The organism is Blautia sp. DFI.9.10, from assembly GCF_024461705.1.
Taxonomy (GTDB): domain Bacteria; phylum Bacillota; class Clostridia; order Lachnospirales; family Lachnospiraceae; genus Blautia_A; species Blautia_A fusiformis.
Genome location: NZ_JANGAA010000004.1, coordinates 173976 through 194667, shown reverse-complemented (window position 1 = coordinate 194667; position 20692 = coordinate 173976). Strand labels below are relative to the sequence as shown.

Annotated in this window: 26 protein-coding genes and 2 pseudogenes; 1 reads left to right on the top strand and 27 read right to left on the bottom strand. The window is 39.2% G+C overall.

The window, feature by feature from the left end; translation table 11 throughout:
- Positions 1 to 112: 112 nt before the first annotated feature.
- The 9 genes from NE671_RS04350 to NE671_RS04310 form a co-directional block, all read right to left on the bottom strand.
- A complete protein-coding gene (locus NE671_RS04350) occupies positions 113 to 403 on the bottom strand; it encodes a DUF3847 domain-containing protein (RefSeq protein ID WP_024739841.1) in 291 nt (96 codons plus the stop codon).
- Between the two features lie 28 nt (positions 404 to 431).
- A complete protein-coding gene (locus NE671_RS04345; protein ID WP_097780859.1) occupies positions 432 to 893 on the bottom strand; it encodes an RNA polymerase sigma factor in 462 nt (153 codons plus the stop codon).
- A gap of 10 nt (positions 894 to 903) precedes the next feature.
- On the bottom strand, positions 904 to 1356 hold the full coding sequence (locus NE671_RS04340) for an RNA polymerase subunit sigma-24 (protein ID WP_148462895.1): 453 nt from the start codon (positions 1354 to 1356) through the stop codon (positions 904 to 906).
- 103 nt (positions 1357 to 1459) lie between these two features.
- The gene (locus NE671_RS04335; RefSeq protein ID WP_148462894.1) at positions 1460 to 1873 is read right to left on the bottom strand and encodes an RNA polymerase sigma factor; all 414 of its coding nucleotides are present in this window, start codon (positions 1871 to 1873) and stop codon (positions 1460 to 1462) included.
- Positions 1874 to 2400: 527 nt separating this feature from the next.
- The gene (locus NE671_RS04330) at positions 2401 to 2574 is read right to left on the bottom strand and encodes a cysteine-rich KTR domain-containing protein (protein ID WP_081026450.1); all 174 of its coding nucleotides are present in this window, start codon (positions 2572 to 2574) and stop codon (positions 2401 to 2403) included.
- 5 nt (positions 2575 to 2579) lie between these two features.
- Positions 2580 to 3686, bottom strand: a complete 1107-nt coding sequence (locus tag NE671_RS04325; protein ID WP_016300381.1) for a hypothetical protein — start codon at positions 3684 to 3686, stop codon at positions 2580 to 2582.
- The gene (locus tag NE671_RS04320) at positions 3679 to 4554 is read right to left on the bottom strand and encodes an ABC transporter ATP-binding protein (RefSeq protein WP_173740193.1); all 876 of its coding nucleotides are present in this window, start codon (positions 4552 to 4554) and stop codon (positions 3679 to 3681) included. Before NE671_RS04320 ends, NE671_RS04325 begins: the two co-directional genes overlap by 8 nt.
- A complete protein-coding gene (locus NE671_RS04315) occupies positions 4539 to 5312 on the bottom strand; it encodes a hypothetical protein (RefSeq protein ID WP_016300379.1) in 774 nt (257 codons plus the stop codon). The genes NE671_RS04320 and NE671_RS04315 overlap by 16 nt, the downstream gene beginning before the upstream one ends.
- Entirely contained in the window at positions 5309 to 5800 is a 492-nt protein-coding gene (locus tag NE671_RS04310) for an RNA polymerase sigma factor (protein WP_256163714.1), read from the bottom strand. The genes NE671_RS04315 and NE671_RS04310 overlap by 4 nt, the downstream gene beginning before the upstream one ends.
- 292 nt (positions 5801 to 6092) lie before the next feature.
- Here NE671_RS04310 and NE671_RS04305 point away from each other — a divergent pair, with 292 nt between their 5' ends.
- Complete coding sequence (locus tag NE671_RS04305) at positions 6093 to 6461, top strand: helix-turn-helix transcriptional regulator (protein WP_005933665.1); 369 nt, start codon at positions 6093 to 6095, stop codon at positions 6459 to 6461.
- A gap of 27 nt (positions 6462 to 6488) precedes the next feature.
- On the opposite strand, the gene NE671_RS04300 is transcribed toward NE671_RS04305, so the two are convergent.
- The 18 genes and pseudogenes from NE671_RS04300 to NE671_RS04215 all read right to left on the bottom strand — a co-directional run.
- Complete coding sequence (locus NE671_RS04300) at positions 6489 to 6788, bottom strand: hypothetical protein (RefSeq protein WP_118293856.1); 300 nt, start codon at positions 6786 to 6788, stop codon at positions 6489 to 6491.
- A 16-nt stretch (positions 6789 to 6804) separates the two neighbouring features.
- A complete protein-coding gene (locus NE671_RS04295; RefSeq protein ID WP_024738626.1) occupies positions 6805 to 7158 on the bottom strand; it encodes a TnpV protein in 354 nt (117 codons plus the stop codon).
- Between the two features lie 26 nt (positions 7159 to 7184).
- Positions 7185 to 9065: a DUF4368 domain-containing protein gene (locus NE671_RS04290; RefSeq protein ID WP_256163705.1), complete on the bottom strand. Its 1881-nt coding sequence runs from the start codon at positions 9063 to 9065 to the stop codon at positions 7185 to 7187.
- A 90-nt stretch (positions 9066 to 9155) separates the two neighbouring features.
- Positions 9156 to 10220, bottom strand: a pseudogene (locus NE671_RS04285) (type IV secretory system conjugative DNA transfer family protein); the annotation flags it as partial.
- Between the two features lie 119 nt (positions 10221 to 10339).
- Positions 10340 to 10822, bottom strand: coding sequence for a PcfB family protein (locus NE671_RS04280; RefSeq protein ID WP_117457903.1), 483 nt, complete (start codon positions 10820 to 10822; stop codon positions 10340 to 10342).
- A gap of 185 nt (positions 10823 to 11007) precedes the next feature.
- Positions 11008 to 11724: a hypothetical protein gene (locus NE671_RS04275; protein ID WP_015541258.1), complete on the bottom strand. Its 717-nt coding sequence runs from the start codon at positions 11722 to 11724 to the stop codon at positions 11008 to 11010.
- Positions 11725 to 11784: 60 nt separating this feature from the next.
- Positions 11785 to 12591 carry a hypothetical protein gene (locus NE671_RS04270; protein ID WP_173740452.1) on the bottom strand — a complete coding sequence of 269 codons (807 nt, stop codon included), beginning with the start codon at positions 12589 to 12591 and terminating at the stop codon, positions 11785 to 11787.
- On the bottom strand, positions 12588 to 12893 hold the full coding sequence (locus NE671_RS04265; protein WP_256163701.1) for a helix-turn-helix domain-containing protein: 306 nt from the start codon (positions 12891 to 12893) through the stop codon (positions 12588 to 12590). The genes NE671_RS04270 and NE671_RS04265 overlap by 4 nt, the downstream gene beginning before the upstream one ends.
- The gene (locus NE671_RS04260) at positions 12871 to 13065 is read right to left on the bottom strand and encodes a hypothetical protein (RefSeq protein ID WP_005426607.1); all 195 of its coding nucleotides are present in this window, start codon (positions 13063 to 13065) and stop codon (positions 12871 to 12873) included. The genes NE671_RS04265 and NE671_RS04260 overlap by 23 nt, the downstream gene beginning before the upstream one ends.
- Positions 13066 to 13124: 59 nt before the next feature.
- Positions 13125 to 13412, bottom strand: coding sequence for a DUF6809 family protein (locus NE671_RS04255; RefSeq protein ID WP_015541255.1), 288 nt, complete (start codon positions 13410 to 13412; stop codon positions 13125 to 13127).
- Positions 13378 to 13764 carry a DUF6050 family protein gene (locus NE671_RS04250; RefSeq protein WP_005426609.1) on the bottom strand — a complete coding sequence of 129 codons (387 nt, stop codon included), beginning with the start codon at positions 13762 to 13764 and terminating at the stop codon, positions 13378 to 13380. Before NE671_RS04250 ends, NE671_RS04255 begins: the two co-directional genes overlap by 35 nt.
- Positions 13761 to 14840, bottom strand: a complete 1080-nt coding sequence (locus NE671_RS04245; RefSeq protein ID WP_044925930.1) for a DUF6017 domain-containing protein — start codon at positions 14838 to 14840, stop codon at positions 13761 to 13763. The genes NE671_RS04250 and NE671_RS04245 overlap by 4 nt, the downstream gene beginning before the upstream one ends.
- Positions 14841 to 14862: 22 nt before the next feature.
- Positions 14863 to 15750, bottom strand: a complete 888-nt coding sequence (locus NE671_RS04240) for a ParB/RepB/Spo0J family partition protein (protein ID WP_059085507.1) — start codon at positions 15748 to 15750, stop codon at positions 14863 to 14865.
- The gene (locus NE671_RS04235) at positions 15743 to 16519 is read right to left on the bottom strand and encodes a ParA family protein (RefSeq protein ID WP_005426615.1); all 777 of its coding nucleotides are present in this window, start codon (positions 16517 to 16519) and stop codon (positions 15743 to 15745) included. Before NE671_RS04235 ends, NE671_RS04240 begins: the two co-directional genes overlap by 8 nt.
- Positions 16520 to 16542: 23 nt before the next feature.
- Complete coding sequence (locus tag NE671_RS04230; RefSeq protein WP_005426617.1) at positions 16543 to 16719, bottom strand: hypothetical protein; 177 nt, start codon at positions 16717 to 16719, stop codon at positions 16543 to 16545.
- Complete coding sequence (locus NE671_RS04225) at positions 16719 to 17177, bottom strand: DUF6075 family protein (protein WP_005426619.1); 459 nt, start codon at positions 17175 to 17177, stop codon at positions 16719 to 16721. The genes NE671_RS04230 and NE671_RS04225 overlap by 1 nt, the downstream gene beginning before the upstream one ends.
- Positions 17178 to 17565: 388 nt before the next feature.
- Positions 17566 to 19962, bottom strand: coding sequence for an SEC-C metal-binding domain-containing protein (locus tag NE671_RS04220; RefSeq protein ID WP_256163700.1), 2397 nt, complete (start codon positions 19960 to 19962; stop codon positions 17566 to 17568).
- Between the two features lie 327 nt (positions 19963 to 20289).
- Positions 20290 to 20481 (bottom strand): annotated as a pseudogene (locus tag NE671_RS04215) (integrase DNA-binding domain-containing protein); the annotation flags it as partial.
- Between the last annotated feature and the right edge of the window lie 211 nt (positions 20482 to 20692).

Sequence of the window (20692 nt, the reverse complement as noted above, 5' to 3'; positions counted from 1 at the left end):
CACAAGGGGTTTGGGGAGCGTAGCTTCCCATCGTGGACGAAGTACGCAACGCCCCCGGCAGGGCGCACAGCACCGGCAACGGTGTATAAGTGCGCCCTTGTAAACAAGGGACTTATGGCGTGTCCCCGGATTTTGGCAGGTTTGCAGTCAATTCCGCAGCCCCCGGAAGATGGGACAGGGCAATCAGAAATGCTTTGACCTCCGCGCCGGAAAGGTCGGGAGCCAACGGGAAAATCCCCTCCAAAACGGCTCCACGCTCAATCAGGCGGCGGGTGCGAACCCTGCGTTCTTCGTTCCGCTGCTTGTTCTCCAAAATCTTCTTTCGGTTTTCAAGCTGCCGAATCTCCTTCAGGACTTTCTCCCGTTCTTCTTTTTGGGGGTGGGCTGTAATTTTTTCGTTCATGTCAGGCACCTCTTTTCTTTGGAAATACTCATAGATTGACCGTCCATTTCTGTCGAGCAAAGTACCGGCGCAGCCTCCGCAGTGCGGCATGGATGGATTTTCCCGCCTGTGATGGCGTGATACCCTCCATTGCGGCAATATCTTTCACTTTCATACCCAGCATATAGCGGGCATGGACACGGCGAGCCTGCATAGGCGGCAGGGAAGAAATGGCTTCGTACAATCGCCGTATCAGTTCTTCGTATTCGGCTAATTCTTCTTTTTCTATCAGGTAGTCCTCCGGCGATGGCTGCGCCCAGCCGATGGCGGCATTTTCGATTCCATCGTTACAATCGAGGGAATAAAACGCCTTATACCGGAACATCTTGCGATCTCTGGCGCCCTCGGCTCTCTTGTCCAGAAGAAACGCTTCGACGATCTCATCGGACACCTCCACAAAAATGTCCTCTTTGCAAAATGGATAATATTGTTTGAGATTTATGGTCTGCATAGGCACGCCCTCACTCTGTTTGAAAAAGGTCATCATAGCAGCGGCGCATATTCCGCAGCCCCCGGTGGATGGCAACGCTGACCTTACTGCTATGGATACCCTCTCTCCGGGCGATTTCCGGCTGCTTGATACCGGCAATGTAGTAGGCGTGAACACGGCGGACCTGTGTCGGAGTGGCATGAGCCAGAGCCGCAGGCAGAGCTGCAATCAGGTGCAGGCGGGTGGTCATTTCTTCTCGTTCCAGCAAAATATCTTCCGACGATCTGCTGTGTTCCAGTGCGTAATTTTCCAGCCAGCTGTATGCGTCCAGAGAGTAGTAGGCGCGGTGGTAGACTTTCCGACGCTCATAGTTCTCCATCTCCCGCTGGGCCTGATACATCGCTGCCCATACCTCGTCCGTAACATCCACAAACTCGTCATGCCGGTAGTGGGGATACATCCACCGCAGATTGATTGTTTTCATAGGCTTACCTCCTGAAAATTGGAGAGGCGGGCAGCTCGTCCGCTGTCCGCCCCTCGCTGAGATAAGGGAAATGATCCCTTTCACTTGGTAGCCAGAAAACAGGTCATTTGTTAAGCCTGTTCCCAAAGAAATTTATAAATTTTTTTCTGACCGCCTCCACACTTTGATACACAGCCACTTTGGAGCAGCCGCACAGCACACCGATCTCTGCAAGGCTCAGCCCGTCAAGCGCATAGAGCAGGAACCGGCGGCGCTGGGCCTCGGTACAGGTGTCCAGAACAGCCATCAGCTCATGCAGTGTTTCCTTGCGGCAAAGGTATTCTTCCGGCGTTTCGCCGTAGGCTCCTACACCCTCGGTGGTAATGATGTACTCGTCAAACTCCCGGCCATCCCAATGCCGCCGCTGTTCATGGAACAGGTTCTCCGTTTTGTGATCGGCCCGGTCAAGAAATTCATAGACTTCCAGCGTGACCTCCACGGCCACAGCTTGTCCGTTATAATTGATGGTAACTTCCATCTGCCTTTCCTCCATTCAGATTTTTTCGGGAAAATCTGAATGGGGCGGCGGAGAACGGCACCGGGGATAAAGTTCGGGCCATGCTGACCCGATGTTCCGGCTCCATAGAGACAAAAAAGCGCCCGGACGGCATAAAGCCATACGAGCGTAATAGAGTATATTTTGCTGTTTAGTTACATGGTATAGTGCATACTTCTGACCGCATTGCTCCGCTGCTGGGAACAGGCTTTTTTTAGCTGGTGCAGGTCATGGGGACTGTGAAAAAAGGCAAAAATAGACACGGCGGCAATCCTCCTATGTGCCGCCGTGGATTTACACGGTGTTAGGTCGTCGTTGGTTTAGCGTAGACGAAAAGAAACGGCGGCTCTGATTTCTCAAAACCGCCGCCAGGGTATCTAGAGTAAGCGCACAAAATCAACCTGCCCAGCTACGGTTTTTTTCTTTCCCCATTAGGCGGGGCAGGTTTAAAAGAATATGAAAAGCCGATAACAGCAGTCATGTTAGCCTGCGTGTTATCGGCTCTGCGTCTATGCGTCTGGCTCTCTAATAACGGATATATTCAGTTGCTTTACATGAATGAGCGTTTCCTGTTTACATTTTGGACAGAACAAGGGGAAATTCCTTAATTCCGTGTCAATTCGTATTTTTATTCGGGTTTTATTATGGCATATAGGACAACTAACCCAACTTGTCTCTTTCATCAAAATTACCCCGTAACTTGATGTTTCTTTGATATATTTTTTGTTAGTCTATAAAATACGAATATCAATCCAACATTAAGGATGATCATAAAGACCGGCTGGCTCATACCGAAATATGTTTTCATATCAGAAAATATACCGTTTGTATGAAGCATAAAAATCGGGCAAATTTCCTGCATTTTTTGTAAAACAGGAAGGCTATCATTAAAATCAAACACAACTGGCAAGAAGCAGATGACGCAAGAAGTAATAAGCGCTGTAACAGGAGAACTCATTTGAGCACTTAAAAACAATGTAATAGTTGTCAAGGCTACAATCCCAAAAATATTCAATATTACAGAGATAAAGAACATTTGCAAAAAGGTCAAATTATATATTGAAGAAGCATAATGTAATGAAGATTGAATGCTTACATTCCACCCCTGTAACCCATAGGTACAGCCATACAGAACTAAATTTAGCAGTAAATACAAGAGGTATGTGCCAATTACAACTTCCAAGGCCGCTATAATTTTTGAAGTTGTGAGTTTGGTTCGGCCATACCGAGCCGAATAAATAATGCTATCTGTATGAAGTGCATACTCTTCTGAGAAAACAGGAGATAGAGTGATTACAACAATTAAACATATCATTATGGACAAGATGCTCCCCATTCCAGATAATAGCTTATCCCAGCCATCGCAATATCCTAAAGTCACAGTTGGACTATTTGGATATGCTGTTTCGAGTGACTTAAAACTACCATCAGAATTTGTCAAATATTCCAGAATCGCCGCTTGGTCACGATAAACATGAACAGCAGAAAAAGCAGAATTTTCATCTTGTCCAACAGTTGCTTGTTTTGCTTGGTCGATTTTTTCTTGCATAGTAAGTAATGTATTTTGAGAGAGTTTTCCTTCAAATATTTCTGCTACTTCCTTCCGTTGTTCAATGGCTGTAAAACCGCTTGCTAATGCCATTTTTTCAAGGTCATAATCATAGAAAACATTTTGATAATTAAATTGAAAAAAGAAAAAATAGGCAACGATAAGAACCACACCAGCTAAAAACAACATTCGTGTTTGCTTTCTCGAACATATTTTATTTCGTTCTGCTTTTATCATTTCATTCATGCTCGGATACCTCCGCAAAATAGTATAAATACAAATCTTCCAATGTTGGATCAACATTCCAAGCGGTTCTGCATGGTGCTTCTTGAGAAATAATCCTCAGCCGTTCTGCACCATTATTATGTTTCAGATTTGCTGTTACATAGTTCAATTCTAATTCTTCGGCCTCTTTTCGAGATACATCACATTCCCAAACACATTTTTCAATCGGCTTCAAAAGTTTTTCTGGAGAACCATGTTGAATTAACTCGCCATTTTTCATAATCAGAATCTCATTTGCGATATATTCAACATCAGAAACAATGTGAGTGGACAAAATTACAATTCTATTTTCTGCCAAAGAACTAATCAGATTTCTAAACCGCACCCGCTCTTTCGGGTCAAGTCCAGCTGTAGGTTCATCCAAAATCAAAATACGGGGATCGTTTAGTAATGCTTGAGCAATTCCCAAGCGTTGTTTCATACCGCCGGAAAAAGTTTTGATTTTTTCGTTTTTCTGTGTGAGCAGATCAACAACCTGCAACAGCTCCATTGTGCGATTATGGGCTTTTTTAGGTGGCAGCCCCTTTATTGCAGAGATATACATCAAAAATTTATACGCTGTAAAGTTAGGATAATAGCCAAAATTTTGTGGCAGGTAGCCTAAGATATTACGATATTTCTCGCCCAAATCATGAATGTTTTTCCCGTTAAAAAAAATGGCTCCTTTCGTTTCAGTTTGGACATCGCAAATCATTCGCATCAAAGTTGTCTTGCCCGCACCATTTGCCCCGAGTAGACCATAAACACCATTTGTTAATTTTACGCTGAAATGATTTACAGCTTTTTTTCTTCCATATTCTTTTGAAAGATCATTTATTGTAAGTTCCATATCAATTCTCCAATCATTTTTTCTTTTTTCAAGTACAGTTGAAGTGTTTTCCCTAATAGGATAATAGATAACACATAAAATCCAATCCATCCCCAGAACATAGACGCTTCAAATATAAATCGCTGATGGAGTACAAGAGAAAATGTTCCAGAAAGAAAAATCATACAAGCGATTAAATGATACAAGCTATCGTTTGTCCTGCTTTTCGCACATATAAAAAGATAACAAGTGCAAGAAATATTAAATGGAATCAAACCATACAACACCATTTCAATCATTGATTTCTGGTAAATATATGCCATTGAAATTAAAATGACTGTTATTAGGAAAAGGTTGATTACTCCAATAATCAGCATACGACCTGCTACAATTTTTACCAGCGTTGTTCTACTAGACTGTTCAATTTCCCACATACCATAGATGTTGCTTTTAGATATTTCTATTGCACCTAATAACGCAAGGAATGGAACCATAACTGCAAGGATTGTCAATGGATAATAAAATGGAACCCTCCATTGGCCCAGGATACATGCTAATAATACTGCACATATAGTGAGTATTATTTGAACAATCCAGAAAGAAAGCGGCAGAAATTGAAGTTGGTTCAATATAATATCTCGCATTGAATTTTTATTGAATTCAGAACTATTCATGTAACTTTTTCCAGCTACGATTACTGCTTTAATTTTAGGTTCAGATGGAGCAGGCGTTTCACAACTCTGCAACCATTCTAATACACCATTTTGTTTTTGGGTCATACATTATCGCCTCCTCTAAAATCAGCCAAATATCGTTCCAGTTTTTTAATCCCCTGTTGGAGCCTAGATTTTACAGTAGAAACACTAGCTTTTGTAATGGTTGCAATCTCTCGGATTTTCAAATCATAATAAAATCGTAAAATGATGACCTCTTTTTGATAGTCCGGTAATGTGTTGATTGCATATTGAATTTGCGCTTTAAGTTCGTTAAGCTCAATTTTTTCAAAGGCATTATCAGTATCTTCTATATCTTCAAGAGTTTCTAAATCCATATACAGGGGTTTTGCTTTCTTAGTATAATTGTTACAGGTATTAACAGCAATCGTTAGCAGGTAGTTTTGAAATTTCCCGATCTTTCGTACTGATTGAATATTCTCCAACAATTTCAAGAAAACATCTTGTGTAATATCTGCGGCGGTATCTGGATTGCCGTTCAATCGCCGACAACAAAATAGATAAATTGACTGATAATATTTTCGGACAATTATCTCAAATGCATCTGTGTCACCCGACTGGATTTTTTTAATTAGTATGAAATCTTCGATACCGTGTCACCGCCTTCCATGTGTAAAACGCCTTACACTTAATATACAACTGAGTAACCCAAAAGGATTTAACTTTAGAAATTTTTCTTTTACTTTTTTCATTTCCCTTCTATTGTAATTCCTGTTCTTGAAAAATATAAGATGTAATATATGAATTATAAACTTCAACCAACCTGCATATAGCAACATTCCACGGGCGAAGTATGAATTATACAATGTAACTGGGTGATGTTATATGGCGAAAGTTGAAGATTGTCCCGGTTTTGAAACCTTCGGCGCAGATGTCAAAGCTGCACGAGAGGCAAAGCGTCTGGCACGAAAAACATTGGCAGAAATGGTTGGGATTGAATGGCGGTATCTTGCCAACATTGAGAATCAAGGTGCGATTCCGAGCCTGCCTGTGATGATCCAGTTGATTAAGGTCTGCGGACTTCCCGTGGAACGGTATTTTAACCCGGAGATCATGCGAGAAGAAAGCGAACAGCGGCAACGGGTCAGCCACAAGCTGAAGCTTTGCCCTGAAGAATACCTGCCGATTATCGAAGGTGCCATTGACGGGGCGCTCAAAATGGAACAGACTGCGAAGCAGAAGGAGGACGCATAATCGCGGCCTCCTTCTGGCGTTTCTGTATCATGTTTCCCTGCACTTTTCCAAAAGTTCCCGGCACCTCTGCTGGATTTCTCCGGTTTCTGTCACAGTCAGGTCACGGTCATTTCCAGTAATCTTATCTTCCAGAAAGTTGGCGTATGTACCCAACAAAGCGTTCCGTAAATCCTCCGGGGTTTTCTGTATTTCTGCGCTGTACCAGTCATTCCGGTGGGGTTCCCATGCCATCAATGTATAACCATGACTGGTCTGAACCACCTCATACAGAGGGTCATCATCCAGATATGCCTGAAACACTTTCAAAACCTTTTCAAAGGTCAGCATTTCCCGCACCTCCCATTCATCTGCAAATCAGTTCCCTGATTAAAATTTCCTCAATCTGTGCCGTTAATGTGTTCATCAGCCCCACCCAACGCATAGGATCACAGGCTTTCAGTTCCTCAGTGACACCCGCAACCTCCATCATGTGAGGTAACATGGCGTCCATACGCTCCCGCGCTGTCCGGTCAATCTCTATCAGGTGCGGATACAGCTTCTCGCTCATCAGTAGTTGGTTGTAGAGAATGGGGTGATGTTCCTTCAGGTAGGATTTTCGCATCCTGCCGTACTTGCCAATAGAAGTTTCCGGCTGTTCAGAAAGTTTTAGGTTGGGTATATCATAATCTCCACAACGAATGTAAGTCAACTTACTCATATTCATTCTCCTTTGCTCCGTGATGATTAGACTGCTGCGCTGGCTGCTATGCCGCCTTTGCGCGGTTCTTCTTTTGGTAGCTGCCCGACAGTAGAAAAAACACCTTTTTTCATATCCTCAGCCCGAATCAGGGCTTTCTTAGCGTCCATTTCCGCTTTTTTCTTCGCCTTGATTTTGTTCTCATACCGTTTCTGTGCGCCGCTGGCTTTTCGTTTCAAATAGTTCTGATGGAGCCTGTCCTTGCGTTCTTCTTTTTTTCGCAATTCTTCCTGTTCCTCCGGTGTTAAAGGAACCGGCTGTAAGGATGGTGGGATATAGCGTCCTAAAAAATTGAAGTAGATTTCAATTTCCTGCGTGGTGTCCTGACTGCCTTTTCTGGCGCGTTCGTGGACAAGGATTTTCTCTACAAACTCGTTGAGCATGGTGTTTGTCAGCGTGTCAAAATTCTCGTACTTATCAATCAGGGCTATAAATTTCTCCGCTGATTTCTGGCTCTGCTCATAGCCGGTAACAGCCTTTTCCAACTCTGCAATTTCAATCTCAAGTGCGTCCTGCTCTTTGGCATACTGTGCATCAAGCGCTCTATATCGTGCATCCGGCAGCTTGCCGAGGGCGTTGTCCTCATAGATTTTGCAAATCAGTTTTTCCAGTTCTGCGGCTCTCTTTTGGGCAGCAGCCAGACGCCTGCGCTTTTTCGATATATCGGCACTCTGTTGAGCAACCTGCGTTTCCTGAACGGTGTGAATAAATTCCGTCCGGTCATTTCTGGAATATTCAGCGATAGCCCTGAGCGTGTCAGAAACCAATGTCAGAACAGCACTCTCATTGATACGGTGTTGTGTAGGGCATAGTGTCCCACACGGAACTTTGGTATAATTGGAACAGGTATATTGAGAAACCCGCTTGCCATTGTTGGTGCGGTGGACATACATCTTGCCGCCACAATCTGCACAATAGAGCAAGCCTGTGAGGGGAGCCGCTTCGCCCCAGCCGTTTGGATAACGCCGTACATTGCTGCGGATTTTCTGCACCAAATCAAAGGTCTGCTGGTCGATAATGGCTTCATGGGTATTCTCAAAGATCGTCCATCTGTCCTCAGAAACATAGTGGCTTTTCTTGTCCTTAAAGTGTTTGCGGGTCTTGAAATTGATGGTATGCCCTAAATACTCTCGTTTTTTCAAAATGTTCACGATGGTAGATGATCCCCATCCATATGGGTCTTTGACCGGCTTTGAACGGTTCACACCCTCGTTGAAGCGGGCAAGGTGTACGACAGGAATTTCAATCCGGTCTGTGGATAATTTGCAGGCGATCTGATAAGGCCCATATCCCTCCAGCGTAAGGGAGAATATACGGCGTACCACTTCGGAAGCTTCCTCATCTACCAGCCAATGTTCCCGCTTTTCATCCCACAAGTAGCCGTAAATCACGGTGCCTGTCAGGTGCTTACCGCTCATGCCTTTTGACTTAAACACAGAGCGGATTTTCCGGCTGGTGTCGCGGGCGTAAAACTCATTCATGATATTGCGGAAGGGCGTAAAATCATCATCGCCTTTCAGACTGTCCACGCCATCGTTGATGGCAATTAACCGGACGCCGCGCTGCCGTAAGATCTCCATGACCTGGCCGACTTTCAGGTAATCGCGTCCCAGGCGGCTCATGTCTTTGATAACAACGGCCTCCACCCGTCCGGCCTCGACTTCCTCCATCATTGCCAGGAAGCCGGGGCGGTCAAAGCGGGTTCCCGATACGCCGTCATCGGTGAAGTGGGTGGGGTTCGGCAGCCCGTTCCGGCGGGCATAGTCCTCTAACATCTTTTTCTGGTTCGATATGGAGTTACTCTCGCCCTGTAACTCATCATCGCGGCTCAACCGCTCATACAGAGGGGTGATTTTCTCGTTTCTCATGGCTGTACCTCCTGAAATGAAAATGCTCTAAGTGACTGCTTCACTAACCATGACAAAATCATGATTAAGAAGTCACTTAGAGCATATATCACCGGCAGCCAACTTGTATTTTTTGTACTGCCTTACTGCAAAATGGTTCGGGTCTTTCTGCTCCAGCTCATCAAACATCAGATCTACTGGATTCTTGAAATTCTCATCATCTTCCCTGGCTTCTGACACATTGATCATTTCCAACAGAGTATTAAAATTCTTTTCTTCTTCCCTGCCTTCATACCAGATATAACCAATCAGGGCACAATAATAGAGTTTTTCCGCCTTTACCCAAAAATCCTCACCTGATTGCTGCCCTTCACCTTTGGTATTAGCAATAATGGTTGTTACCAGTTTTAGAATATCTTTTTCACTGCGGATATATACAAATGGATTATAGTGCATGGATTTTTTGAAATTAATTGTATTCAAAACTTTGATTTTATATGGTTCGTATATAACTTTTCCCTCTTTGTCCCGCACGATTTTTCCATTCTCATCCGTCATCGGACTGCCTTTTGCCAGCATACTGCCAACCTCCAGAAGCACAGTTCCCTTTGGATCAGTAATCACATAGGAGCTGTGCATCTGCATAATGTTAGGCTTTACAAAAAATCTGGTTTTTCCAGAACCAGAACCGCCAATTACCAGAATGTTTTTATTCCTGGCGTATTTCGGATTCTTTGGTCTGCTTGACATAGTAAGACTCTCTGTTTCTGTGAGAATAATATTATTTTCAAATTCAGGATCCGCATATGGTCGTATATCTTTTTCTATTCCCCATCTGGCAGAACCATACTCCACACCCAGTCGATATTTCCTGGCATTTTTCGTGCGGTAAATAATAATAAGCTTTACAGCCACGCCGCCTGCGATTCCACACAACAAATCTATATGATTCAAACTTGGCCAGAGATTCTGAAACGCCAGTTCAAAATAAGTAATGGTATTCATAAATTTATCCCAGGAAGTTGCTCCGGTGTTTACCCGATACAACCAGGCAATCTTATTGAAAAAATAAGCAAACATCAGATAGGGGAAATTAGCTAAAAACAGCTTTTTCTGATCTGCCCTCTTCAATTCACTTACCTTGTCCGTAATCAGATTTTTCACATCTGCAAGCATTTTTCCTGGGATACTCTCTGAGGAAAAAACAGCTTTTCCAGATATTTTTCTCTTTTTCGGAGAGCCTCTGATATGCTGAACTTTTCCTCTTTTCTTCTTATGCTGCTGTTTTTTCTCCGTCATAAACTCTGCCCTCTGTCTTTCTGCTGTTCTCTTGCTCGTTCTCTGTTCTTTCCTTTAGACACAGCATCCTTAAAGTGCATAAGTTTTTTCATAATAGATGGCTTATCCTTTTTGTTCATCTGTACACCCAAATATTTCTTAAATGCCAGATTCATCATTTCTGTATCCTGCCCTTTAAAGAACACATAGTAGGTCGGTGGCTTGGTCGAACTGTCTTTTTTCAAGGCAAAATCTAAACGGTATTTTTTCGCCACACGCTCAAAGGACTTGATATTTCCATCTGTGATTTCAATATTGGATAAACCAGAACCCTGGCTTTTCAGTTCTTTGTATGACTGTTTTCCAACCTTATAAGGATTCTTTCCTTTTTGTTTCTGTCCTGACAGATACTTCCGCAGCATATTTTTTAACACGTCGGCAGTCACTCTTGCAGTTTTAACCGACAATGCGATTGTTTTCTGAGTAACTTCTTCCTGCAATTTGCACGCCTCCTTTCGATTCCGATCAGCAAATTATGGTGGAACTAACAGATGGGGGAGATATATTTTCATCGGAATTTGGCTCCTTTCCACTTCCCGACAAATTGTCGAGAAGTACTCTTTAAAATATAAAAAGCCGGCTGATTCCAATTTCTAATAAAATGGACCAACCGGCTACAAATTCTCTATTTCGTTTTTTCATTAATAAGCTGTTTTTTTATGAATACCAGCATTGAAATGAACTCAACTAACAACTCATATGCACTATGTATATCATCCGTTCCATATTCAACAATTCCATTATGCAGAATATTATTTCTAAACGGAATTCTTTTATCAATTTCCTTTGTATAAGCGTCAGTATTTGCAAACACTACATATGTAATTCCCATAACGTAAAGTTTTCCCACACTCTCAGAAGACATTCCCTCATTTTCATCTATAGACATTCGTTTTACTATTTGTTTCACTTTTGAATAAGGCTGTTTCGTGTAATTTAAAGTATTATATATTAACGGTTCTATATGTGATAACAATATTACTAATTTTTCACGTTCACTTATGGACGGATTGCTTATAATACTTTTTATATAACAATGTAATTTATTTTCTTGCTCATAATACTCCATAAGTTCTTCTTCCGCATCTTCTTTATCAATAAGCCCATAACTGTCTACCAACCACCAGACATCTTCATAATTCAAATCATAATTACTTAGTTTTTGAACGTTTGCAAAAAGTTGCGTATTCTTAACATCATCTGGTATATTTTTTAAAAATTCTGTCAAACTTCCAAATAAAGTATCTGGTATATTTTGTGAGAAACGACTTATTTTTTTTGAAAACTCAAGTAACACATCACCCAATTTATCTGTATCTATAAAATGATCTTCTTTATTCATCAGACCCTCCCTCTACTTATTTGTCAATTTATTTTATTATAACCAATCATACTTATTCTGTCATTTATTTCTTAAACTCAGTAATAAATATACAGTACTGAATTGCACATACAACTTTCCTTCTTCCCAATCCATCTGATCCATCAGTAAACACTGAAATAATACATCTACATCCTGCAATTTATAAATCCGATTGCACGTTTCTGACAAACCTTTTAATTCTGGGACCTCTTGCATTGCGTTTCGCCTGTGCATAAGGCATTGCAGATATAATGCTTCCAGATGTTTCTGACTGAAAATAAGTGCTGTGATATCCTGTTCATTAACAGTACATTTACGTTTTTCTAACTCTTCCCGGGAAATATCCAGAAAACACCGGATATTTTCGACATATACATCACCATCAAATGTTGGATGCTTTTTCTTAATCCATCGTTTCGCCGCTACCTCCATATTCTTTCTGTCTCGATTAGATCTGGCACTACGGAAATTCAGCCTTTTGCCCATTTCTGCATAGATATTACTTTTCACCTGCCGATCTGTCAAAGCTGCGTATTCTTCATTGCGAAAAAAATAATCTAAAAGTTGGTTCATCTTAGCCTGACTATCTACCAAATGATAACATTCCTCGGAAAACCCCAAACCCGCAAATGCAACTGGCGCACTTCCTTTTTTGATTTCTTTTTCAATCACTCTCAAAATGTCTCTCTTTGATTCCATTTCTTGCTTTCCTTTCTCTTTTTCAATTTTCTGATTCTGTTCACAGATCATCAATAAGTTTTCATCTGCTCTTTTCGCTGTCAGTGTTAATGAATAACAAACCCAAACCAGAAACAGTGATATCAATGCACTTCCTACACCAATCATAAAAACTTTTCCCCCTCCAATACATGAAGCAATCCGTCCCACTTAAAAAACGGACTGATTTTTTTCAGCATAGCAATCAAGTCCACTTCATTTTCTATTTCAATATCCAAAAATTCTATTACACTAATTTCAAGTCCATCCGCAATTTTCTTTAATTGTTCTACTTTCGGCTTTCGTATGCCTATTTCATACTTCCGAATTGTATTCACATTAATTCCTGTTCGTTCTGCAAGCAGCTCCTGCGATAGCCCTCTCTGTTTCCGAAAATAACGAATCTTTTCATTTATCTCCATGTCTTTCATCTGTTGAACTTCTCGACAATTTGTCGGGAAGTTGTTCCCTTTCCCAGTTTTCTTTTCCTTCATATCCATACATAGATATTTCCTCATCCAATAGCCTTGCAACCATAAAGCAACAAGACAGCAAAAACAAAAGCACTATTCCTGCCATAATAATAATTATCAAATCAATCACATCTCATTCTCCTATGTAAGCGGTACAGAAAAAGCAGCCTTGACAGACTGCTTTTTCAATCACCATATTCTATTTTTGTTCTCATGTAAAAAGGCTTCCGAAATTGTGCGAATCCCAAACGCTAATCCATCTATGTAAGCGTCTCTCTGTTCTGTTTGTTTAAGATTTAAAGTATATTCCTTGTAATCCTCAAACATTGCCTGCAGATCCGGACTCATTAGACTTATCATTTCCTTTTCTAATGTTTCACACAGTTCCTTTGTCTCTTCATAACTTTTACTTTGTGTCTCACATTGATTCATTGGATAAATGCTATAATACAATTTTTCCAGTTGCTTTTCGCTCATTTTTGATCACCATTTCTTTCAGTCTTTTTATGATCCATATAATTCCAGAAATGCCGTTTTTTAGCAAAATGCCTGCTACAGCTAATAATCTCCAGGCAAGAACCCCTATTCCAATCAAACTTCCTACCATCAGTTTAAGTACCACCAAACCAAGCATTTCCCCTGTCCCCACATTTCTTGGAACGACCAACAAAAACATTTTCTGGATTCCGAAAGGTATTCCCACAAAAAGCAATAATTTTCTCCAGTCTAATATTTCACCATTCATGCACATAGGGTGAACAATTAAGCAGATAATCATAGCTATTGCACCAGGAATTATCAATTTTGTTATAATTTCTTTTCCTCTCATATGCCACCTCCGTACATATCATGATTTACTTTTGCCTGGTAATAATTGCCTATTGTCGTTATTGAATTCATAAGACAGGTAAGCAAGTACGCTTTTATGTTCTTTACTTCCCTGGTATTCTCATGCAGACAGTCAAGTACATACTCTATGTGGCTTTCTTCCAGCAACAATAATCTGCTTTTTACGAACTGATATGGGTATTTCACTCCACTGATCGTAATATTCTCCCGTTCTATGCTGATTGTTTCCACAATTAGTGCCACAATTTCATCCAACTGTTGCTGTTCCCCCAGTCTGCATCGTTGTACAAGACAGTCATATTCAATATTTCTTTTTACAAGTGCAGTATTCATCTGGAATAACTCCATCTCTTCCATCAAATCCATTGACTGCTGTTCGGAAGAATCTGAAAGATTGATAAGATCAGTATTACTTCTGTCAGTATTACTAATATCAGTATAATTATAATTAGTATTATTAGGGTCGGTTTTTCCGACTTCTGTAGTTCTGATTTTTCGACCACGATAAGTCGTATTTTCCGACCTCTTGAAGTCGGTTTTTCCGACCCCTTGAAGTCGATTTTTCCGACCACGATAAGTCGATTTTTCCGACTCCGATAAGTCGACTTCTTCGACCTCTCGATTTTGTTGAATACTCTCTTCGGATTCATCATTGTTTTTAACATCTTTTGATGTCCTTAAAATAAAGTTCTTTACATAAATAATATCCGGTTTACCAAATCCTTGTTTGACTCTTTCAATTAATCCGATTCCCTTTTTGGTATCCAGTTCTGCAAGCGTTTTCATTGCTTTATCTCTTCCACAATTCATATACTGAATAACCTGTTCAACAGTAAAAATAATATAAACCTTACCCTCTTCATCAAACCACTGATGTCTGATAGATAAAGCCATTCTGTCCAGCATCAGCCCATAAAGAACCTTTGCATCGCTGGACAGATTACGGAAATATTCATCTGTGAATAATACTTTGGGAATACGGTAAAAAGCAAACTGTTCCGATTCATAATCGTGAAAATAACCAAACTCTATTTTTGTGCTTTCGGATTTTGCCATTTTGCTTTCCCTCCTTCCCTCGTTATTGGCTTTTCTTCCAGTTATCAAGCAGTTCATAGATAACCTGTTCAATCTGTTCTCTGTTATATTCCTTTGGAAAATACTTTCGTATTTTCTTTTCAGTTAAAGTAACTTTTCCTGTCTCTGTTTTCTTTTCATTCAGAATAAGCTGTACCGCTAATTCTGTCAGATTACCTTCATCGCTGTATTGCTTCAGTTTTGTTGCCATTGAACCTGTAACAGAGCTTGCTCCAGACACTATGCAGTCTTTCACCCAAATCTGCTCCGTTTCTGATAAATAGGTTAATGAAACACCTACTGTAAAATTAATCTTTCCTTCATCCAACAATTTCAGCAATTCCGGAATAAGACAGGTCAAGCGTATGTAACGCTGAACGGTTCTTCCACTGTCACCGGCAGCCTGTCCAACCAGATCTGCACTGTCAACAGAAGCTGCGTTTTCGTCTTTTATGCCCTGATGTTTTACTGCATCCATCTTCATCTTATAAGCATATGCCTTTTCGCTTGGAAGCAAATTTTCTCTCTGTATATTAGAATCCACCATAACGATTACGGCTTCATCATCGGTATAGTTCCGTATGAGTACTGGCATTTTACTTTTTCCAGCCAGTTCGCAACCACGTTTTCTCCTGTGACCAGCAATCAGTTCATATCCTCCCTCTGCGCGAGGACGTACCAATGCAGGATTTAAGATGCCATAATTCTTGATACTTTCTACTGTTTCAGCCATTTTTTCATCATCATTTACATGAAATGGATGATTTCTAAAAGGATGTAACTCATTTAATGGCACTTCAACAATCTGATTAAGAGTATTCTGTTCGGCTTCATTGATTCCAAGCAATTCATCATAAGAAGTAAGCTGAATTTCTTTCTTAGGTTTACGCATGATTCAGCACCTCCTGGACAAGTGCTTGATAACTGTACGCACCTTTTCCTTTTGCATCGTAAGAAAAAATACTGACACCTTCTGATGCAGTTTCGGCAAGAGCTTCTGTTCTTGGAATTGTCTGATCAAAAATTATAATCTCTGCTCCATAAGCATCTCGTACTGCCTGCTTATTTCTCTTTGAATTATTATAATGACTGCTGTCCATTGTAAACAGAATCCCTTCAATCTGTAAATCAGGATTAAATCTCTGATGAATGCCTTTCACAACTTTCAGTAATTCCATGAGACCATCTGCCGCATAGTATTGAGGCTGCACCGGAATCAAAACGCTATCAGCTGCACTTAACGCATTAATTGTCATCATTCCCAACGAGGGCATACAATCAATCAGGATATAGTCATAATCATTTTCCAAAAGTTCCAGATATTCTTTTAAGACTTTTTCTCTGTCCTCTACCGTAAATAATGACATGTCCATTCCTGAAAGAAGTTTATTAGATGGAATTACATCTATTCCTTCCTCATGGTGTAAAATTGCTTCCCTGGGATCAAATTCTAATCCCATAATGATATTTTCCATCATTGTTTTCAATGTTACCCTTAAGTTCTTTGGAAAACCAAGTCCCATTGTCAAATGTCCCTGTGGATCAGCATCTATCAGCATTACACGTTTTCCAACCTTAGACAGTCCTACTCCAAGATTAATAGTGGTTGTAGTCTTTGCTACTCCACCTTTTTGATTTGCGATTGCGATTATTTTGCACATGATATAATTCTCCTGTTTTTCTACTATTTTTTATTTACATTACTTTTTTCAATTTCAGCATAAGCTCTATAATATTTGCTCGTCCCTTTATTGGAATAAAGTTCCGATAATTCCATAACTTCAATTTTAGGATGACGCTGCAGGATTTTCTGAAACCATGCAATATCATTTTTTGTTCCCATCAGTCTCACTTTCAGCATTAATCTATTCCTCCAAGCATGGCATGTAACTTTTGATTGTACACTACATATTCCGGATAACGGATCTGTATTGCCTGCCAAAAATATGGTGCATATACACAGCAGAAGATATCCTCTACTGTATACTGTCTGCACTCGTTTACCTGTTCCTCTGCATCTTCATAATCCCAAACGCTTGGCGTGCTGTTACAGTACAGATTAAATGCCATCCTTACCACTTTTAAGCTACCGCTTGTCTGCCATCCTTCATGTAAACATTTCGTTTTAACAGACCCCGTTTTAAAATTATAAATTCTGTCAGCATTTTTTCTGGTATCTCCATTAATACCCAGGCAATAACACAATGCCTTATGGTACACATCCTGATACCGTACTTCTTGTAATTTTTCATAGTAGAATTTTTCATGTGCATCACTGATAAAAATAATGTTTTCTGCTCCTAACGCTGTACTTTTCATTTTGAACCTCCTTGAAATAAAAAAGGACCTTACCAATTGTTCTACCAATTAATAAGGTCATACTATATGTTACTTTTCTAAATTCGTGCTAGGGATTCCTCTTTAGTAAAAACTTAGTAAAACATCCCTACTGGTTCAAAAATATACTGTAAAATCAAGGTTTTTCAGAATTTTGCTAAGGTAGTGCCGTGGCATACGAAAAGTACTCGAATACTCATATAAACTCCTTTCAAAAGGCGCTTTTCTGCTGCCATTTGCAGCGTTTTGCGCGGTATTAATTTTTCTTTATGTATTGGTCATTTCTGTACATAAAATGCAAATCTTAGCAAAATTTTGCAGGATGTGTACAGCAATCGTAGTAGAAACGGAGTAAAAAGTGGATGGGGTACTACTTAGTTCGCCCACAGCACTTTTTATATTTCATTCCACTACCACATGGACATATATCGTTAGGATATATCTTCTTACGTCTCGGACTAGGCATTGTTATTCCACTTTTTCTTCTTTGTTTCTTTACAAAATCAACAAGCTCTCTTAATTCTCTATCCGAAAATCCGTCTATACTATGGTTTTTATATTCTAATTCTTCTGCAAAAATATTTACTATTTTTCCCGCATTGTTTAATTCCAACCATATAAACCAGCAATTATCATATTTTCTTTCCAACATATTCGCATATGTATATTTTTTACAAAAAGTTTTATCAAGCAATTGAATATTCGGAATATTAACAATTGCACAATATGCAAAATCTCCTTCAAACCAAACAGGTGTTACACGTCCTAGTTCCTGTTCTCTATGAATTCTGTTTTTTACCGCTTCATCAAAGTCTACTCGAGTATTATAGGATAAGTCTAATAAAAATTCAGCAAACTTTACTCTTCCTGGAACATTATTGCTTTCTAGATATTTTAAAATTTCATTGATGTATTCCGGAATTGGTTGTTCTGGCTTATCAATATGAAGTGCAGGATTATGTTTTCCTGCAAAATATTTATCAATATCTTCTCTAAATCCAATAGCTACAAAAGATGTGCAATCTCTATTATCATACACAAAATCTTCATATGCATTTTTATCTATGTACATGCCCAAATGATCTAATTCATCTGTAAGCATTAATGTCCTTAGCCTTGTTGCTGCCTGCCTATGCTTTAAATAATGTAAAAAGCATAATTCAGATTCAAAATAAAATGTATATGCATCCAAGTCATCAATATTAATAGCTATTGTACCATTAGCAATGTTAAAGAAATTTGTTTTTTCAATTTTTGCTTCAAACACATTAAAATTATCTACTGTAACACATAAAGAATATATTTTTCTTATCTTTTTGCGTTCAAATTCAAATTTCTCTTTCTTATCTTTTGTATAGAACTTGACCAGGTCACATTTTTCAATGTACTCATATGTACGAATACACTGATAGTCAGCTTTACCTATCAACGAATTAAACGAATTCTTATGTGCTTCAAAATCAGTTATCGCAGGCGTATATGTAAATGAACCAGCTTTGACTTCTGCAATAATTATTATATCATCACATATTACCATTATGTCATTCTCGTCCATTTTCTTTAGCGAATTCGCCTCCGGATAATAATTTCCAACATAAACGTTTGCATTAGGCATCAACTTTTTGAATTTATCAGCAACTAATTCTTCACTTGCTCCCTGTTGAATATTAGACCATTTAGTTGCATATTTATCATTATAGAGTCTAATATTTTTTTGCAAAATTCTATAGACATTATCAAATAAATTATAATAGTCAAAACAATAACAAACCCCATTTATATTAATAAATGGGCGTTTTTGAACAGGCAAATCCTGAATTGGCCACCCAGGATATTCTGACCTTTCAAAGAAATCCGCATTTTCACCTATCTTCCAAGAAAAACTCTGTACCAGTTTATCACCCCAATTTGTAACTTTTTTTACATCGTGCAAATCATATCCAAAGCACTTTGCCATAACAGATTTAGAATCCGTATATTCTCTGACTTCGTCGAATAAATCTTCTAATTCTTCCTGAGACTTATTTATAGCCTTACTTTGAAATTTCTTGAACTCATCTGTCAAATTCTTAAACGCATCTAATTTAGCAGATGATAATGCATATTCTAATTTCTTTAATCCTTCAATAAAATTCTTTGCGGATATACCATATATTTCTTCCATAATACTATTATGTGGTAAAATTAAAGTTGCTAAATCATTGAGTTGCTGAAATTGATATCTATTTCCTCTAACATTACTGAATAATTGCGCTTCAACTATATATTCTATTTCTTTATCTGAAAATACACCTCTTTCAAATTCTCTTGCAGCCCATATAAAATAAAAATATTGACACTTAGTATATAGCTCTTCTATATCACTTAAAATTTCCATTATAATTTTGTCTTGTGTCTCTTTATCATACTTATTATTATCCAGTTTTGTTGAAACCAGCACACTCTGAATATACTCGACTAACCTTAAACTCCCGACATTGCTATTTTCTAATTGCACATCAGACAAAACATTTACCATTTGAACCATACTTAAATCATTTGCCGTAACAAGCAATAACAATGGATCACACCTTTTTATTTTTTCTCTGATGCCAGCAACCAAATTTGATATATCGCTTACTGATTCTTCATAATGTGAAGCAATTTCATGATTTCTTTGCTTTATTTCATCTTTTGTAAAATGATTTTTTAATGAAACATTTTTTCCAGTTCTAGCCAGCTCAATCTTTCCATTCGTGTAGTATTCATCATATAATCCTTTTGCCATTCACATTCATCCTTTCAAATTAAAGTATACTTTCAAAATTCTACATAATCGTAAAACGCATCCAAACCTTTTTGTGTCTTAAACCGAATTAGACATTTTCTGGCTCACTAGCTTCTTCTGCCCTTTCTCCAATTTCCTGCGGGCATTTTCCATTTCTTCTATATCTGATATACTATTTATTATATCGTCATTTTTTTCTCATTTCCATAACAAAAAACGCCCCAGCCATCGCCAGAGCGCCTTCAAAACAACTATTCTTCTATATCACTAAAACTTCCCACACCGATACGGTGTGTTGAACCTTGCTACGAAAATAAAAATCGCAGCAAGTTCTCTAAGTGATAAGCATGGTTTCTTTCCTGCCGGAAGTTTATCTGTTGGTTCAAGGCGCCAGCTATATACAAAATACGCCTTGTCATTTACATGATATTTAAACTGATATTTTCCATCCCACCGAATTGACTCGCCTCTGCGCAACACTCGGTGTTCTGAGTCTCTTCTAATTCCTGTCTTTGTCATTTAACATCGCCTCCTTAAATCTGGATGCGCTTCCAGATATCTTGCAAACGCTGTGCGAATAATCATCTTGTGTTCCTTATAAAACACAAGGAAATTTTTCTGTTCATCCGATTTCAGTAAATCATAAAGAATGTTGCTATATTGTAATTTTTATCTAGTAGATATTTTCACATATTCGTGATAAAATAGAGGGCAGTTATTGACGATAATT